At 67.7% G+C, this 14,869-nt stretch carries 19 protein-coding genes; 8 read left to right on the top strand and 11 right to left on the bottom strand.

The window, feature by feature from the left end; all coding sequences use genetic code 11:
- Positions 1-161 precede the first annotated feature (161 nt).
- The 4 genes from IG75_RS38935 to IG75_RS0104855 all read right to left on the bottom strand — a co-directional run bounded on the left by IG75_RS38935 (position 162) and on the right by IG75_RS0104855 (position 1,985).
- Entirely contained in the window at positions 162-428 is a 267-nt protein-coding gene (locus IG75_RS38935; protein WP_156058641.1) for a hypothetical protein, read from the bottom strand.
- Between the two features lie 482 nt (positions 429-910).
- Complete coding sequence (locus IG75_RS0104865; protein WP_030519935.1) at positions 911-1,237, bottom strand: hypothetical protein; 327 nt, start codon at positions 1,235-1,237, stop codon at positions 911-913.
- Positions 1,230-1,532: a hypothetical protein gene (locus IG75_RS0104860; RefSeq protein WP_063045219.1), complete on the bottom strand. Its 303-nt coding sequence runs from the start codon at positions 1,530-1,532 to the stop codon at positions 1,230-1,232. Before IG75_RS0104860 ends, IG75_RS0104865 begins: the two co-directional genes overlap by 8 nt.
- Before the next feature lie 102 nt (positions 1,533-1,634).
- On the bottom strand, positions 1,635-1,985 hold the full coding sequence (locus IG75_RS0104855; protein WP_030519933.1) for a hypothetical protein: 351 nt from the start codon (positions 1,983-1,985) through the stop codon (positions 1,635-1,637).
- A gap of 172 nt (positions 1,986-2,157) precedes the next feature.
- Here IG75_RS0104855 and IG75_RS0104850 point away from each other — a divergent pair, with 172 nt between their 5' ends.
- Positions 2,158-2,565, top strand: a complete 408-nt coding sequence (locus IG75_RS0104850; protein ID WP_373863723.1) for a Fur family transcriptional regulator — start codon at positions 2,158-2,160, stop codon at positions 2,563-2,565.
- Between the two features lie 25 nt (positions 2,566-2,590).
- A complete protein-coding gene (gene katG / locus IG75_RS0104845; RefSeq protein WP_030519931.1) occupies positions 2,591-4,771 on the top strand; it encodes a catalase/peroxidase HPI in 2,181 nt (726 codons plus the stop codon).
- 77 nt (positions 4,772-4,848) lie between these two features.
- Here the strand turns inward: katG and IG75_RS0104840 are convergent, their stop codons facing one another.
- Positions 4,849-5,493, bottom strand: coding sequence for a dihydrofolate reductase family protein (locus IG75_RS0104840; protein ID WP_030519930.1), 645 nt, complete (start codon positions 5,491-5,493; stop codon positions 4,849-4,851).
- A 59-nt stretch (positions 5,494-5,552) separates the two neighbouring features.
- On the opposite strand from IG75_RS0104840, the gene IG75_RS0104835 reads away from it, so the two are divergent.
- The 4 genes from IG75_RS0104835 (at position 5,553) to IG75_RS0104820 (ending at position 8,658) form a co-directional block, all read left to right on the top strand.
- A complete protein-coding gene (locus tag IG75_RS0104835; protein WP_081876632.1) occupies positions 5,553-6,146 on the top strand; it encodes a winged helix-turn-helix transcriptional regulator in 594 nt (197 codons plus the stop codon).
- Between the two features lie 198 nt (positions 6,147-6,344).
- Positions 6,345-7,205, top strand: coding sequence for an SDR family NAD(P)-dependent oxidoreductase (locus IG75_RS0104830; RefSeq protein WP_030519928.1), 861 nt, complete (start codon positions 6,345-6,347; stop codon positions 7,203-7,205).
- 41 nt (positions 7,206-7,246) lie between these two features.
- Entirely contained in the window at positions 7,247-8,125 is an 879-nt protein-coding gene (locus IG75_RS0104825) for an SCO6745 family protein (RefSeq protein WP_030519927.1), read from the top strand.
- Positions 8,126-8,178: 53 nt separating this feature from the next.
- Positions 8,179-8,658, top strand: coding sequence for an OsmC family protein (locus IG75_RS0104820; protein WP_030519926.1), 480 nt, complete (start codon positions 8,179-8,181; stop codon positions 8,656-8,658).
- Here IG75_RS0104820 and IG75_RS0104815 read toward each other — a convergent pair.
- Both IG75_RS0104815 and IG75_RS0104810 read right to left on the bottom strand, forming a co-directional pair.
- A complete protein-coding gene (locus IG75_RS0104815; RefSeq protein ID WP_030519925.1) occupies positions 8,629-9,057 on the bottom strand; it encodes an SRPBCC family protein in 429 nt (142 codons plus the stop codon). The two genes, IG75_RS0104820 and IG75_RS0104815, sit on opposite strands and share 30 nt — an antisense overlap.
- 4 nt (positions 9,058-9,061) lie before the next feature.
- Positions 9,062-9,664 carry a CGNR zinc finger domain-containing protein gene (locus IG75_RS0104810; RefSeq protein ID WP_030519924.1) on the bottom strand — a complete coding sequence of 201 codons (603 nt, stop codon included), beginning with the start codon at positions 9,662-9,664 and terminating at the stop codon, positions 9,062-9,064.
- A 21-nt stretch (positions 9,665-9,685) separates the two neighbouring features.
- Between IG75_RS0104810 and IG75_RS0104805 the strand changes: the two genes are divergently transcribed.
- Positions 9,686-10,138 carry a VOC family protein gene (locus IG75_RS0104805; protein ID WP_030519923.1) on the top strand — a complete coding sequence of 151 codons (453 nt, stop codon included), beginning with the start codon at positions 9,686-9,688 and terminating at the stop codon, positions 10,136-10,138.
- An 8-nt stretch (positions 10,139-10,146) separates the two neighbouring features.
- Here the strand turns inward: IG75_RS0104805 and IG75_RS0104800 are convergent, their stop codons facing one another.
- On the bottom strand, positions 10,147-10,686 hold the full coding sequence (locus tag IG75_RS0104800) for a hypothetical protein (RefSeq protein WP_030519922.1): 540 nt from the start codon (positions 10,684-10,686) through the stop codon (positions 10,147-10,149).
- A 38-nt stretch (positions 10,687-10,724) separates the two neighbouring features.
- Complete coding sequence (locus IG75_RS0104795) at positions 10,725-11,372, bottom strand: DUF308 domain-containing protein (RefSeq protein WP_051714214.1); 648 nt, start codon at positions 11,370-11,372, stop codon at positions 10,725-10,727.
- A gap of 181 nt (positions 11,373-11,553) precedes the next feature.
- Between IG75_RS0104795 and IG75_RS0104790 the strand changes: the two genes are divergently transcribed.
- A complete protein-coding gene (locus IG75_RS0104790) occupies positions 11,554-12,771 on the top strand; it encodes a TerC/Alx family metal homeostasis membrane protein (protein ID WP_030519920.1) in 1,218 nt (405 codons plus the stop codon).
- A 78-nt stretch (positions 12,772-12,849) separates the two neighbouring features.
- Here IG75_RS0104790 and IG75_RS0104785 read toward each other — a convergent pair whose 3' ends face one another.
- Positions 12,850-13,479, bottom strand: a complete 630-nt coding sequence (locus IG75_RS0104785) for a maltokinase N-terminal cap-like domain-containing protein (RefSeq protein ID WP_030519919.1) — start codon at positions 13,477-13,479, stop codon at positions 12,850-12,852.
- Between the two features lie 18 nt (positions 13,480-13,497).
- A complete protein-coding gene (locus IG75_RS0104780; RefSeq protein ID WP_081876631.1) occupies positions 13,498-14,454 on the bottom strand; it encodes a coiled-coil domain-containing protein in 957 nt (318 codons plus the stop codon).
- Positions 14,455-14,869 lie beyond the last annotated feature (415 nt).

The raw sequence follows: 14,869 nt of genomic DNA, 5'->3' as shown, positions 1-14,869 counted from the left end.
AACCGGCCGAAAAGCCGGTTCACTGCTCCTGAAATGCGCAGGGGATTTCATTGGAACAACAATTTATGTCGTCGAATCGAGACTTTTGCCCATCGGCGATGACGGACGGTGGGCCCACCGGGCCGCGAATTCGATCCCGAAAGGAAATAAAGCGAGCTGACCTATACCCGGCGGTTATAAAATTCCGGGCTCATCCACCGGTCGGCCGTATGTGCCGGAAATCCGCTGGAAAGCACCAGGTATTGCGCCGTTCTTCGACGGGCCGGATGGCTACGCAACCGCCACCCGGCGGGCCCGCCGTCTTCGCGGTCCGCACTGCGTGTGCACGCATCGTTACCGTCCCGTAGTTGGGAAACATGCAGGTCACAGATGTGGCTCGGAATCATGTCGGGGCCGCTGATCAGGAAGCGAACATCGTCGGTATTCATAGGCTGCACCAAATCGCCTTCGGCCGTGGCTAACCATTACGCCTGTTGTCCCGGTCGATTCTCCGCGACCCCGACAATCGGGAGAATCCTTGGTTGTGCCGATCGGCCCACATTTCGGGCAATCGGACCGGCAGTCGTCGGAGTGCATTCTCGATAATCTCGACGACCAGCTTCGGAACGCCATAATAAGCGAGGGCGAGCGAGGTCCGCAAACGCCGGGTCCCGACAGCCTGCATAAGGCCGCATTGCAGGGCATGGCAAGTGGAAACGGTGCTTGGGCTTGCCAAGCGATTCGGCAGACGGTCCGGAATCGGTCGGACGGTGCGGATTGCGGAATGGTTCGGCCGGAGATGTCCGCGGTCCACCGGGTGGGCGCGGAGGGATCGAGGGTGTGTGCCCGTGGGTCCGGGCGGGAGAGCGCGAACGGGAGGGCAGGGGGCATGCGCGATCGCCGCGCGCCCGGTGGATGGCGGCGGCAGGGCTCAGGCGGTGGGCCGGAGGCTGGACAGCACCCGGATGGCGTCCGACAACGGAATCATGCGCTCCGGCTGTTCACTGGACAGGCCCAGTTCGATGTATTGGCGGATCAGCATCGACGGGGTGAGGCAGTGCGCCGCGGCGACCTCGCGTATGCGCTCGCGCATATCCTGCGGGAGTTTCAGCGAGGTCGTGACCATCCCGCGTTCGACCTCGTCGGTGGCCGGCGGGAGCGGCGGCACCTGCGCGGTGTCGTCGAAGGCCAGCCCGTCGAGGAACTGTTCGGCTTCGGCGGCGCTGCGCGGGAAACCGGGGTCGTGTTCGTTATTCATCTCGGGTCGCCTCCCATGCGGTGAATTCGGCGAGCTGACGGTCCCCCATGGGTGCGGCCATGAGGATCTGCCACCGGTCGGGGTGCGAACGCGGTCGCAGGACCACCACCAGTGGCCGCCCGTCCTCGGTACGGCCCCATACGGTGAGCACCGCCAGTCCCTGAGCGGTGGTCGCCGGACGCGACCACCGCCGCGGCGAGTACAGCACCTCCACCACTTCCCAGGCCGCGACCTCGAAGTGCCGAAGGAACGGTTCGCTGGACGCGTGCCATTCGTACTCCACGACTGCCACCATAATACCTCGGTATTACCGCGGTGACGGCGCGATCTCGCCGGGCGGGGTGGCGCACTCCTCGGCCGGGTGATCTTGCCGGTTCCCGCGGCCGTCCGGGCGGCGTCAGCGCCAGTGGGCGGCGTCGGGTACCCCGGTGGTGAAGAGGCTGTAGAAGAACTGGCCGGGAGCGAGTTCGTTCATATCGTGCCAGGCGCCGGAGGGATCGCGCTGGTAGTAGTCCGCGACCCCGGTTCCGTTGTCGTAGCACACGATTCCGGTGCTGCCGAACGGGCTCCAGTACACCGCGGCCCCGGGCCTCGGCGCCTCCAGCGGGGTTCGGAACAGGTGGTCGCAGTGACTGATCTCGGGGTGGTAGTAGGTGGGTTGTGCGGCCGCTGTCGCTGCCGGGCCGGCGCAGCCGAAGGCGGCCGTACCGATTGCGGCGATAACCCTGCGGCGGACCGTGGAGCGCATATATCCTCCGGGCGGATCGGCGTCGTTCGTGAAGTCGAAGCATCGTATCCCGAGTAGCCGGGCCGATCCGGGCTTACCGTGCGCGCTCGAATCTTGATTCGAACTAATACTTGATTCATTCAAGAAAAACGGTAAGCTCCGAGTCGTGACCACGACCGCGGAGTTCGAGAACATGTTGCGCGAGGCCGCGCTCCGTGTGACCGCGCCGCGGCTGGCGGTGCTGAGCGCGGTACACGAGCGCCCGCACTCCGATACCGACTCGATCATCGGCCGGGTGCGTGAATCCTTGGGGGCGGTGTCGCACCAAGCCGTGTACGACGTACTGCGGGCGCTCACGTCCGCCGGCCTGCTGCGCCGTATCCAGCCCACCGGCTCGGTGGCCCGGTACGAGACCCGGGTCGCCGACAACCACCACCATCTCGTGTGCCGGAGCTGCGGCGCGATCGCCGACGTCGATTGCGCCACCGGCCCCGCCCCGTGCCTGACCGCCGCCGACGACCACGGTTTCACCATCGAGGAAGCCGAGGTCATCTACTGGGGCCTGTGCCCCGACTGTTCCGTATCGCCCAGCCCGAAATGACCCCTGTTTCACCGGAAGGAACGCAGTGTCCGACAGCACCACAGGCCAATGCCCGTTCACGGCCAAACACCCGACCACAGGTGCCGGCAACCGTGACTGGTGGCCGAACCAGCTCAACCTGAAGATCCTGCGCAAGAACGCGCCCGCCTCGGATCCGATGGAGCCCGACTTCGACTACGCGACGGAGTTCGAGACCCTCGACCTGAACGAGGTCCGCCGCGATATCACCGAGATCCTGACCAACTCGCAGGACTGGTGGCCCGCCGACTTCGGCCACTACGGCCCGCTGATGGTCCGGATGGCCTGGCACAGCGCCGGCACCTACCGCACCATCGACGGCCGCGGCGGCGGTGGTGGCGGCATGCAGCGTTTCGCGCCGCTGAACAGCTGGCCCGACAACGGCAACCTGGACAAGGCCCGCCGGCTGCTGTGGCCGGTCAAGAAGAAGTACGGCAAGAAGCTGTCCTGGGCCGACCTCATGATCTTCGCCGGTAACGTCGCGCTGGAGTCCATGGGATTCGAGACCTTCGGCTTCGCCGGCGGCCGCGCCGATCTGTGGGAACCGGACGAGGACGTCTACTGGGGCCCCGAATCGGTATGGCTCGAAGACGAGCGCTACACCGGTGACCGCGATCTGGAGAGCCCGTTGGGTGCGGTCCAGATGGGGCTGATCTATGTGAATCCCGAAGGCCCGAACGGTAATCCGGACCCGCTGGCCTCGGCCGTGGACATCAAGGAAACGTTCGGCCGGATGGCGATGGACCACGAGGAGACCGTCGCGCTGATCGCCGGCGGCCACACCTTCGGCAAGACCCACGGCGCGGGTGATGCCGCGCTGGTCGGCGCCGAACCCGAGGGTGGGCTCATCGAGCAGCAGGGTCTCGGCTGGAAGAGCACGCACGGCACCGGTAAGGCCGGCGACGCGATCACCAGTGGCCTGGAGGTCACCTGGACCACCAAGCCGACCCAGTGGACCAACGATTTCTTCGAGATCCTGTTCGGTTACGAATGGGAGCTCACCCAGAGCCCGGCCGGCGCCAACCAATGGGTGGCCAAGGACGCCGACGCGATCATCCCGGACGCGCATTCGGATGCCCGCAAGAAGCCGACGATGCTGACCACCGACCTCGCCCTGCGCTTCGACCCCGAGTTCGAGGTCATCTCGCGTCGCTTCCTGGAGAACCCGGACCAGTTCGCGGACGCCTTCGCCCGCGCCTGGTACAAGCTGACCCACCGCGATATGGGCCCGATCGAACGGTACCTCGGCGCGGAGGTTCCCTCCGAGGTACTGCTCTGGCAGGATCCGATCCCGGCCGTGGATTTCGAAGTGATCGACGAGGCCGATATCGCCGCGCTCAAGGAGCAGGTGCTGGCCACGGGCCTGACCGTGCCGCAGCTGGTGTCCACGGCGTGGGCGTCGGCGTCGACATTCCGGTCCAGTGACAAGCGCGGCGGCGCCAACGGTGCCCGCATCCGGCTGGAACCGCAGAAGAGCTGGGATATCAACGAACCCGAGCAGCTGGCGACCGTACTGAGCGCCCTGGAGAAGATCCAGGAATCGTTCAACGGCGCCCAGACCGGCGGCAAGAAGGTAACGCTGGCCGACCTGATCGTGATCGCCGGCGCCGCCGGTGTGGAGGAGGCCGCGAAGGCGGCGGGCGTGCAGGTCACCGTGCCGGTGACGCCCGGTCGTAACGACGCGTTGCAGGAGCAGACCGATATCGATTCCTTCGGGGTGCTCGAACCGCGCGCTGACGGGTTCCGCAACTACATCGGCAAGGGCCACCGGCTGCCGTCGGAGCACCTGCTGATCGACCGCGCGAACCTGCTGAACCTCACCGCGCCGGAAATGACCGTGCTGGTCGGTGGCCTGCGGGTGCTGGGCGCGAACTACAAGCAGTCGCCGCAGGGTGTGTTCACCGGCAACGTCGGGACGCTGACCAACGATTTCTTCGTGAACCTGCTCGATATGGGTATCGAGTGGAAGTCCATCGACGAATCGCAGGAGACCTTCGAGGCCCGCGATACCGCGACCGGCGAGGTCAAGTGGACCGGTACCCGCTACGACCTGCTGTTCGGCTCGAACTCCGAACTGCGCGCGGTGGCCGAGGTGTACGCGGCCGACGACGCGAAGGAGAAGTTCGTACGTGACTTCGTCTCCGCCTGGAACAAGGTCATGAACGCGGATCGGTTCGATCTGGCCTGATCCGGCCGGTGTGACCACACCGCGGTCGCGGATCGCCCGGGAATCTTCGGATTCCCGGGCGATCCGTCGTTTCCGGGTCAGCGCCGCCAGAAGAAGTGGTGGACGACCCCGCTGGGGCTGGGGATCTGCTCCAGGTGAAATCGGTCGGTGAGTTCTTCGGGCCGTTCCCAGAGACGTTCACCGTCGCCGAGTTCGTTCGGCGCCACCGCGATGTGCAGGGTGTCGATGAGGTCGGCGGCGAGGAATTCGCGCACCGTGGCCACCCCGCCGCCGATGCGCACATCGCGGCCGTCGGCGGCGGCCAGTGCTTCCTTCAGAACTTCTTCGCAGGTCGCGTCGCGGAAGTGGAAGGTGGTGTCGGCGAGGGTGAACGAGGGCCGGGGGTGGTGGGTGAGGACGAAGACGGGGGTGTGGAACGGGGGTTCGTCGCCCCACCAGCCCTGCCAGTCGTAGTTCTCCCAGGGGCCGCGCTGCGGCCCGAATTTGTTGCGGCCCATGATTTCGGCGCCGATGTTGTGGGCGAAATCGCGGGTCAGATAGTCGTCGAGGCCGCGGGTCCCGCCGGGATCGGTGCGGTTGACCCAGCTGGCGGTGGCGCCGGCCCAGGACATCATGACGCCCGGATCGGCGTGGCCGAACGGGCGTTCCAGGCTCTGGCCGAGCCCGGATCCGTAACCGTCGGCGGAGACGGTGAAGCACTGAACACGGACGAGTTGGTTCATGTTGAATTCCTAACTGGTTGTATTCCGCAATCGGTTGAGAACTTACCTAGACTGATCTCATGACGCAACCAGTTTCGCCGGAAGTGCTGCCCGTGCCGCCGGGAAAATCCGGCTGCCCGATCAATATGACGATGGAACTGCTGGGCGACCGGTGGAGTCTGATAGTGCTGCGCGACATCATGTTCAGCGGCAACACCCACTTCCGGGAACTGCTCGGCGCGTCCATGGAGGGCATCGCGTCGAATATGCTCGCCGCGCGGCTGACCAAACTCGTCGACGCCGGTCTGCTCACCCGCGACGACGACCCGACCCATCGACAGAAGGTCGAATACCACCTCACCGAAGCCGCGATCGGACTGGTGCCGGTGATCACCGAGCTGGGCGCCTGGGGCGCGCGCTGGCTACCCACCACTCCGGAGCTGGCCGTGCGAGCGCAGTTGCTCGCCGACGGGGGTCCGGCACTGCGGGAGCGGTTCATGAGCGAACTCCGCGATATCCACCTGCGGCGGCGACCGGCGCCGGATCATGGCGTGCTCGCCGAATTGACCGCGGCGTATCTGCGGGTCGCCGAGAGTTCGGGGCTGCGGGCAGGCGAAGGCGGTGGCCAGGGGGGCGTCGAAGGACGCGGAGGCCGGGCCGCCCGCCCCGAGTGACCACCGAGTCCGGGCCGGACCCGGCAGGAGGTCGATATCGAGGTCGGGGCATAACTCCCCTGCCGTGATCGCGGCGGCCGGGCGGAACCAGCCCGTCTTCGTACGATAATCACGAGACGGACCGTATCGTCTTGACAAGGTCGAGTTCGCCTGACACTCTTGTCGAGACGCAACGTCTCGTTCCTGAAAGGGGTCTTCGTGACCAGAACATGGTTCATCACCGGCGCCAACCGGGGCCTCGGACGTGCCTTCACCGAAGCCGCCCTCGCCCACGGCGACCATGTGATCGGCACCGCCCGGGACCCACACACCCTGGCGGACCTCGCGCAGGAACGGCTCACCGTGCTACCGCTCGACGTCCGCGACCGCGACCGGGTGCAAGCCACCGTGCAGCAGGCCGTCGAGGTCACCGGCGCCCTCGACATCATCGTCAACAACGCCGGATACGGTCTCGTCGGTGCGGTCGAGGAATTCGGCGAAGCCGAGATCCGCGACCAGCTGGACACCAATTTCTACGGTGCCGTCTGGGTCTGTCAGGCCGCGCTCCCCCACCTGCGGGCCCGGGGCAGCGGTCATATCGTGCAGGTATCCACCGTCGGCGCGGTCGGCAGCATGCCACTGTTCGGCATGTACAACGCCGGGAAATGGGCGCTGGAAGGATTCAGCGCGGCACTGGCCGACGAGCTCCGCCCCTTCGGTGTCGCCGTCACCATCGCGCAACTGGGCGGGTTCGCCACCGACTGGGCCGGCTCCAGTATGCGTTTCGCCACCGCGCACCCCGCCTACGCCGACCTGCGCACCGCTATCCTGGGTACCCCCGACTATCCCGACCCGCACGCCGCGCCCACCGGCCCGGCCGAACCCGAGCAGGCCGCGGAGCCCGAGTGGGTGGATGCCGACCCGGCGGTGGCCGCCGCGGCCGTCCTGGAACTGGTGGACTTGTCCGACCCGCCGCTGCGCACGATCATCGGGCCGGGAGCCCGGCAGATGGTGGCCATGGCATTGGATCAGCGGCGGCTGGACTACAGCCGCGACCCCGAATTCCAGTGGCCCGCATGAACGCTCGCTCCGGCAGAGGCATGGCGCAGTAGCGTGGCGGCATGAGCACCGAACTCCCCGCCTTCGCGCGGCAGGCCTGGCGCCTGTTCGAACCGCTGCACGCTGTCACCTACTTCGCACCCGAACCGCTGCAGGCACTGAAAGCGGCAGGGTATCGCGGGTTCTGGATGGGTTACTTCGCCGGTCGCGCCGCCCCGCTCGGCGCGGCGGGGCCCGAAGTGGTGCACGCGCTGTTCTACAACTTCACCATCGAGCGTGTGCGCGCCGCCCTGCCTGCCGCATGGGAATTCGCCGCCCCGCACGCGGCGCTGACCGCCCGGGAGCACGGCGCCACCGCGGCGCTGCGCCGCCAGCTCGGCGACCTCGCCGACAGCCCCGACATCGCGACGACGGCCGAACTGGCGGCGCGGGCGGCGGCCGCGGCGCCGGCGGAAGGGCGGACGCTGTTCGCCGCCAACCGGGCACTACCCGAACCGCGGGACCCGGTGGCGCGGCTGTGGCACGCGGCGACACTGCTGCGGGAGCATCGCGGCGACGGGCATATCGCCGCGCTGGTCGCCGCTGGAATCGACGGACGCGAATCACATGTGCTGCAGACCCTGGCGAACCGGGTTCCACGCGAGGTCTACACGGTGTCCAGGGATTTCGACGACGCGGAATGGGCGGACCGGCTGGCCACGCTGCGCGGCAAAGGACTGGCCGGCGACGACGGGCCCACCGAGCGCGGAAGGACGGTGAAGGCCGAGATCGAAGCGCGTACCGACGCGGCGGCCGCACCGGCGTACGCGGTGCTGACCGCCGGCGAACGCACGGAACTGCTCCGGACGCTGCGTCCGCTCGCCCGCGCGGTCATGGCCTCCGGGGAGATCCCGGCGGTCACTCCGATCGGATTGGATCTGCGGGACGAATCGAACGACTGAACCGCCACCTCTGCGTTCGACAAACGACCCCGGCACGCGCGACGATCACGGGCATGGCCGGGAAGACGCACCGTTACGAATGCCGCACCGAGTGGACCGGGGCGGGTGAACGAGGGACGGTCGACTACCGGTCCTACGACCGCGCCCACGTATCCCGGGCAGCGGGGCGCCCGGATCTGCCGGGATCGGCCGACCCGGCCTTCCGTGGCGACGCGAGCCGCTGGAATCCGGAGCTGCTGTTGCTCGCCTCGCTGAGCCAATGCCATCTGCTGTGGTATCTGCACCTCTGTGCGACCGGCGGGGTCACGGTGCTCGATTACCGGGACGACGCGGTGGGGACCATGGCCGAGGACAGTGACGGCGGTGGCCGTTTCACCGGGGTGGAGTTGCGCCCGGTGGTCACCGTGGCGGCCGCGGAGATGGCCGGCCGGGCGCGGGAACTGCACCGCGCCGCCCATGCGAAATGCTTTATCGCGGCGTCGGTGAACTTTCCGGTCACCCATTCACCGCGTATCGAGGTCGCCGCCGGCTGATCCGGGGCGCAACGCGTCCAGGGCGGCGGCCAGCTCGTCCATGACCTGCTGCCAATGCGCCCGCCGCTGTTCACGCTGGGCGGCGCTCGACATCCGCTCCTGATGGAAACGCACGCGGGTCCGGTGCCCGGTCACCGGTGTGAGCGTGACCTGCACGGTGGTCGGGCCGTAGGTGAGGCGGATGCGTTCACCGGGACGGTAGCTGCGTATTTCGCCGGTCACCCCGGCGTCGGTGCGGTATTGCGCGCCGGGCACGAAGGTGGGATAGGCGCCGGGGCCCAGCCAGCAGGCCAGACCCGCCGCGCCGGTGAGGTGGCTCCAGACGATATCCGGCGGCTGGGGCAGCGTACGGGAGACGCCGATCTGCCAGCCCGCGTCCGCGGTGAGTCCGGTGGGCATGGTGTCATCCTTCTTTCTCTGGGGTGCGGGCGCGGTGCGCGCGTACTTTGTTGCGGTTGCCGCAGTGCTCCATCGAGCACCACCGGCGGCGGCCGGGCCGCGAGGTATCGACGTAGATGAGCTGACAGTCGGCGGCCGAGCAGGTCCGGATTCGGCCGGCGTGCGGCCCGGTGAGCAGGTCGATCGCGTCGCGGGCCACGGTCGACAGCAGTGCGGTGCCGGTGCCCGGGGTCCAGGCGCGGGCACCGGCGGCGGTGATCCGGGGGATCAGCGGTGCCGCGGCGGCGAAGTCGTTCAGCACGTCCAGGTCGCGGGCGGTGGACGGTTCACCGTGGGAGTGGCCGCGGGTGATCTCGAAGAGGGTGTCGCGGAGATGACGTGCGGCGGCGACCTCGGCCGCGGTGATCGTGAGTTCGGGAGTGGGGGTGAGCCGGGATCGGCCGGCCCAGGTGACGAGGTCGGCGGGGGTGTGCAGGATCTCGTAGACGCGGTACGGGCCGGGGCCGCCGGTGGGCAGCAGTTCCAGGCACAGTGCACCGGGGTCGAAGTGGTAGTCGACGCCGGTACGGGAGCGCAGCGTCAGGCCGGGGCTTGCACCAGAGGTCATGTAACCACTATAACTGGTTACATGACTTTGGGTTGGAAACTCGTCATCGACAGCGCGAACGCACCCGCCATCGCCGACTTCTGGGCCGCGGCCCTGGAATACGAACCGGAAGACCAGAGCGCGCTCATCGACCAGCTGCTCACCGCCGGCCGCCTCGATCCCGGCGCCGTCACCGAACACGGTGGCCGCAAAACCTTCCGCGGCCTGGCCGCGGTCCGCCACCCGGACGACCCGTTCGACCCCTTCACCGGTATCGGCCAGGGCCGACGACTGCTGTTCCAGGACGTCCCCGAAACCAAAACCGTGAAGAACCGGCTGCACATCGATATCCACAGCACCCCGGGCGGCCTCGACGAACTGGTAGCCCGTCTCGAACGGCTCGGTGCGACCCGCGTCCGGGAAGTGGATCAGGGCCCCGCCGGACACTGGTGGGTCATGCTGGATCCCGAAGGCAACGAATTCTGCGTCTCCTGACGCCGCCGCTACCAGACCAGGGTGAAATCCGGGATCCGCACCCGGCCGAAGAAGCGTTTGGCGATATCACTGCCGTCGAAGTTGTAACCGTTCATGATGTCGGCCAGTTCGGTCGCCAGCTCCTGCAACTGCGGGCTCACGCATTCGATCCCGTCCTCGATCACCCACCCCCAATCCCGGGGCACATTGTCGATGGTGATGTCGATGCACCCGTGGTGCGGCAGATCCACGGTGATCACGATCTGGACCGGCGCGTCACCGAGCGGATCACGGACCGCCGGTTCACCGAACCGGGTCTGCGGAGCGAACATGATGCGGCCCAATGCGATATCGGCACGGATCATCTCCGCCACCGACGGCAGATCGGCATGTTTACCGACCCGATGATGGCGATCACCGTAGGTGCGATCACCGGTCGCCGAATAGCCGGAGCGGTCCAGCATCCGGTCCAGCATGCGTTGCGCGGTCGCGCGCTCGTCGGCGCCGGTGTTGGGGTGCTCGATGAGAGCCCGCAGGCGCATGATCCGATGGCTCGAAATGATCGCCATACCGGGAAGAGTAACGAAACCGGGGCCCTTCCGGCGTCTCAGTCGCGGGTGCGTCCCCCGGAACCTCCGGCGCTCGCGATCACCGTCGTCAAATGCTCGTCCGGGGTCGGTGAATCCGCTTCCGCGCCGCGTACCGCCGCCGGTGAACGGACCGCGGTCCACACCTCCAGCACCCCGAAAACGGTGATACAACACCCCGCGACCAGCGCCAGCGTCGCGATATCGTCGAACGGCGCGATCGCGACCACCAAACCCGCGGTGAGCGTCACCAGACCGAACACTTCCTGTTTTCCGCTGCCGGTGATCTCCTCGTCATCCCACACCCCCGCCACCGCGTGCGCGATTCCCCGCACCGCCCACGCCAGCCCCAGCCACATGGCCAGCAGCAGCGTCCAATCGCCCGCCCGGAAGCACAGGGTCGCGGTCACCAGCGACGCCAGCGCCGCCACCAGCAGCAGTACCCGCGGAAACCGGCCCAACCGGCTCCCGAATGCCACCGTGGCCAGGGTCACCGCGCTGCAGAGCAGCGAGAACATGAACAGGTTGCCGACCGTGCCCAAGGATTTATCCGGCCAGATCACCGTGGCCAACCCGATCACCACCGAACAGACCCCCATCGCCAGCACCGTCTGGCGGACACCGCGACCGAACACCGGAGCGGCGTCCGCTTCCTCGTAGGGTGGCATAGCAAAATGATATGGGTCCGGACCCCGGATCGCCGCACGGTTGCCGGGAGTGTCCGTTCAGCCCCCTGACGTCGCCGCGGCCCCGACCTCCCCGACGCCACCTGCACCGGCCCGCCGACACACGGTTCCGGAGCTACAGTCGCCCCAACCCCACCACGCGACGACCCGTCAGGAGGCCGAGGTGACCGTTCCCGCGCTGGCATGGGCGTGCGCACTCGCACTGATCGCGGGCCTGCTGCTGTTCGACTTCTTCTTCCACGTCCGCACCGCACACACGCCGTCGCTGATCGAGGCCGCGATCTGGTCGGCCGCCTACGTGGGTATCGCCGTCCTGTTCGGGTTCGCGGTGTGGATCTTCGGCGGTCCGACCATGGGCGTCGAATACTTCGCCGGATACATCACCGAAAAAGCCCTGTCGGTGGACAACCTGTTCGTGTTCCTCATCATCTTGACCACCTTCCGGGTACCCGGCGCGGCACAGCAGAAAGTGCTGCTGGTCGGCATCGTGTTCTCGCTGGTGGTCCGCACCGGATTCATCTTCGTCGGCGCCACCCTCATCAACCGTTTCGCCTGGGTTTTCTACGTATTCGGCGCCGCGCTGCTGATCACCGCCGGGAACATGCTGAAACCGGAAAGCGAGGACAGCCATTCCGGGGGTACTGTCGTGCTGCGCCTGGCCCGCCGGCTCCTGCACACCACCGACAGCTACGACGGCGACAAACTGGTCACCGTCATCGACGGGCGGCGCCGGCTCACCCCGATGCTGTTGGCCATGATCGCCATCGGCGGCACCGACGTCCTGTTCGCGCTGGATTCGATCCCCGCCATCTTCGGCCTCACCCAGAACGTTTTCCTCGTCTTCACCGCCACCGCGTTCTCCCTGCTCGGGCTGCGCCAACTGTTCTTCCTGCTCGAAGGACTGTTGGACCGCTTGATATACCTCGGTTTCGGCCTGGCCGCCATCCTTGCCTTCATCGGGGTCAAACTCGTCCTGCACGCGCTACACCGGAACACTGTGCCGTTCATCAACCACGGGGAACCGGTACCGGTCACCGAGATATCCACCGCCGCCTCACTGGGGCTGATCGTCGTCGTCCTCCTGGTGACCGTAGCGGCCTCCCTGCTCAGCCCGGCCGGACGCGCCCAGACCGCGGTCGCCAACGCCCGCCGGCACGCCACCCGCTATCTCGATCTCGGTTACGAAGCCGACCAGACGCTGCGCGAACGTACCTACGCGAAGATGACCGCCGAAGAGAACACGATCGCCGCGCTGCCGCGCAAATACACCCGGCAGATCCGGGAGGGCGAAGCCGAACTCATCGCGCTGCTCGAACGCGCGCATATCGTCCACGCAGATCGGGTGGCGCGTACGGAAGCCGGTTTGCCGCTGCGCATGTAGCAGGCAGGAAAAGTACGCACCGAGACGGGGCGCGCTCCGCCGGGGGGGCAGGGGCACCACCCCGTCCCGGTGACGCTGTCAGCGCAGTTCCGACAGGACCACGCTGCGCACGGTGCTGCCGTCGGGCGCGGTCCACGGCACGACCACCTGCCCGGACCGCAGGACCGGCTCCGAGCGGCCCAGCACACGATGCACCCGGAGTTGCCCGTCGGCGACGGTGATATCGGTGCCCACCGGATTCTCCGCGGCCGATATCGGCGCCGAGCCGGCCGCCGGGAGGTCGGCGGCGGCGACCAGCACGCTCAGGTCCGGGGTATCGCTCTCGGTGCCGTGCTGGGCCCGCGCGCCGCCGGCCAGAAGCGCCACCATCCGATCGACGGCCACCGGGTCCCGGGTGCCGTCATAGATCCAGCGGGTACCCAGTACCCCGTGCTCCGCAGTACCGAGCAGCGCGTCGGGGTCGGCGTCGAACTGCGCGTCCCGATAACTCAGCGGCAGGAAGTAGGTGATGGGCTCGGCGCCCCCGGTATCGGTCACCACCAGGAACTCGATTCCTACCGCCCCGGCCGGGTCGTCGAGCCGGAACCCGCCGACCCGTTGCAGGTCCTCCGCTCTCCCCGGGCCCGAATACCACGGGCGGCTCGGGAGCCAGCGGCCGAGCAACTCCAATTTCGACGGTGCCATGGTCGTGCGGTGGATGAGAGCCATACCGCAGATTGTGCTACGTCAGACGGCGTCGCCGGCGGATACCGGCGTGACCGGTGGCCGGGTGCCGCGGTCGGCGAGGAGATCGTCGAGCTGACGTTCGGCGCGTTCGGCGCGAGCCAGGGTCTGGGCGCGGGCGTGCTCCAGGGCCTCCATCCGCTGCGCGGCCTCCGCGCGTGCCTTCTCCAGCCGATCTCCTGCTTCGGCGTGGGCGGCGGCGAGATCCGCGGCGGCGTTGCGGCGTACCTCGGCGAGCTCGGTGCGCAGGGTGTCGGTGTCCGCGCGCAGGCGTTGCAGTTCGGATCGCATCTCCTGGGCGGTCTGGGCCCGTTCGGCGGCGGACTGTTCCGCACGTTCCAGGGCGCGCTCGATATCGGCGGCGCGCTGGACGGCCAGATCGCGTTCGGCCGCCGCGGCGGATTCACGCTGGGCGCATTCCCGTCGCATCCGCTCGATTTCGGTGTCGGCAGCGCGCCGGGCCCGTGCCATCTCCTGGTCGCAGTGCTCACGTAGATGTTGCTGCTGCTGTTCTGATTCCGCGCGGGCGGTGCGGATCTCGTCCTCGGCCGCGCTACGCGCCGCGAAGATATCGTCGGCGGCGCGGGCGGTGACCTTCTCGACTTCGCGGAGGGCTTCGTCGCGGTCCCGTACGGCCGCGGCGGTGCGGGAATCCGATTCGGCGATGCGCGCTTCCGCGTCGTCGGCCGCCCGCGCGGCATCCTCGGCGGCTTCTTCGGCCCGCGTGCGGGCGTCGTAGGCGTCGCGTCGTGACTGTTCGGCTGCGGCGGCGGCCATGTCGGCTTCGGCGATACGGCGGGCGGCATCGGCTTGCACCGCCTGGACCTGCGCTTCGGCGGCGGCCGGGTCGGCGAGGGTGTTCATTTCGGTGACAGCGGCGGAAAGGGTCGCACCGAGTTGGTCGGCGAGGGTGCGGAATTGGGTGAGCAGTTCATCGGCGCGGAGTCGCGCGGTGGTCACCGGACCCTTAGCAGGTGTCACAGTGACGTTTTCGGTTGATGACTCCCCTTCCTGCTGGAGGCGCTGGCGTTCGCGCCATGCGCGCCAGCGAGTGTGGTCCGGGAGGTCGCAGTATTCCGAGGGCCGGCCGGGGCCGGTGGGCTTGGCGAGGGGGCGGGTGCAGCCGGGGTAGTTACAGACGGTAGGCACCGGGGAATCGTAGCGTTGTTTCGTTGGGGAACTACGTATTTACACGAAACGTAATCGGATGAGCCGTCGGTGGCGCTTCGAACGGCCCGAAAGCCCTAACCTCCGATAAGTGAACATTATCGGAGGTTAGGACGGTAGACTGCGGCGAGACCATCCGGCACACAATACGTTTCGTTTCGTTACTGCAAACCAAACAGATTACGTAACGTAATTACCGAGGGAATGA

Origin of the sequence: Nocardia rhamnosiphila NBRC 108938 (assembly GCF_000720425.1) — a bacterium.
GTDB lineage: Bacteria > Actinomycetota > Actinomycetes > Mycobacteriales > Mycobacteriaceae > Nocardia > Nocardia rhamnosiphila.
The sequence above is the reverse complement of the archived record's forward strand: the minus strand, read 5'-3'. Positions and strand labels throughout refer to the sequence as shown.

Bases quoted from the DNA above. Each gene is read 5' to 3' on its own strand.
- IG75_RS38935 (WP_156058641.1), bottom strand. From the start codon at position 428: ATGAATACCGACGATGTTCGCTTCCTGATCAGCGGCCCCGACATGATT.
- IG75_RS0104865 (WP_030519935.1), bottom strand. From the start codon at position 1,237: ATGAATAACGAACACGACCCCGGTTTCCCGCGCAGCGCCGCCGAAGCC.
- IG75_RS0104860 (WP_063045219.1), bottom strand. From the start codon at position 1,532: ATGGTGGCAGTCGTGGAGTACGAATGGCACGCGTCCAGCGAACCGTTC.
- IG75_RS0104855 (WP_030519933.1), bottom strand. From the start codon at position 1,985: ATGCGCTCCACGGTCCGCCGCAGGGTTATCGCCGCAATCGGTACGGCC.
- IG75_RS0104850 (WP_373863723.1), top strand. From the start codon at position 2,158: ATGTTGCGCGAGGCCGCGCTCCGTGTGACCGCGCCGCGGCTGGCGGTG.
- IG75_RS0104840 (WP_030519930.1), bottom strand. From the start codon at position 5,493: ATGAACCAACTCGTCCGTGTTCAGTGCTTCACCGTCTCCGCCGACGGT.
- IG75_RS0104835 (WP_081876632.1), top strand. From the start codon at position 5,553: ATGACGCAACCAGTTTCGCCGGAAGTGCTGCCCGTGCCGCCGGGAAAA.
- IG75_RS0104825 (WP_030519927.1), top strand. From the start codon at position 7,247: ATGAGCACCGAACTCCCCGCCTTCGCGCGGCAGGCCTGGCGCCTGTTC.
- IG75_RS0104820 (WP_030519926.1), top strand. From the start codon at position 8,179: ATGGCCGGGAAGACGCACCGTTACGAATGCCGCACCGAGTGGACCGGG.
- IG75_RS0104815 (WP_030519925.1), bottom strand. From the start codon at position 9,057: ATGCCCACCGGACTCACCGCGGACGCGGGCTGGCAGATCGGCGTCTCC.
- IG75_RS0104810 (WP_030519924.1), bottom strand. From the start codon at position 9,664: ATGACCTCTGGTGCAAGCCCCGGCCTGACGCTGCGCTCCCGTACCGGC.
- IG75_RS0104805 (WP_030519923.1), top strand. From the start codon at position 9,686: ATGACTTTGGGTTGGAAACTCGTCATCGACAGCGCGAACGCACCCGCC.
- IG75_RS0104800 (WP_030519922.1), bottom strand. From the start codon at position 10,686: ATGGCGATCATTTCGAGCCATCGGATCATGCGCCTGCGGGCTCTCATC.
- IG75_RS0104795 (WP_051714214.1), bottom strand. From the start codon at position 11,372: ATGCCACCCTACGAGGAAGCGGACGCCGCTCCGGTGTTCGGTCGCGGT.
- IG75_RS0104785 (WP_030519919.1), bottom strand. From the start codon at position 13,479: ATGGCTCTCATCCACCGCACGACCATGGCACCGTCGAAATTGGAGTTG.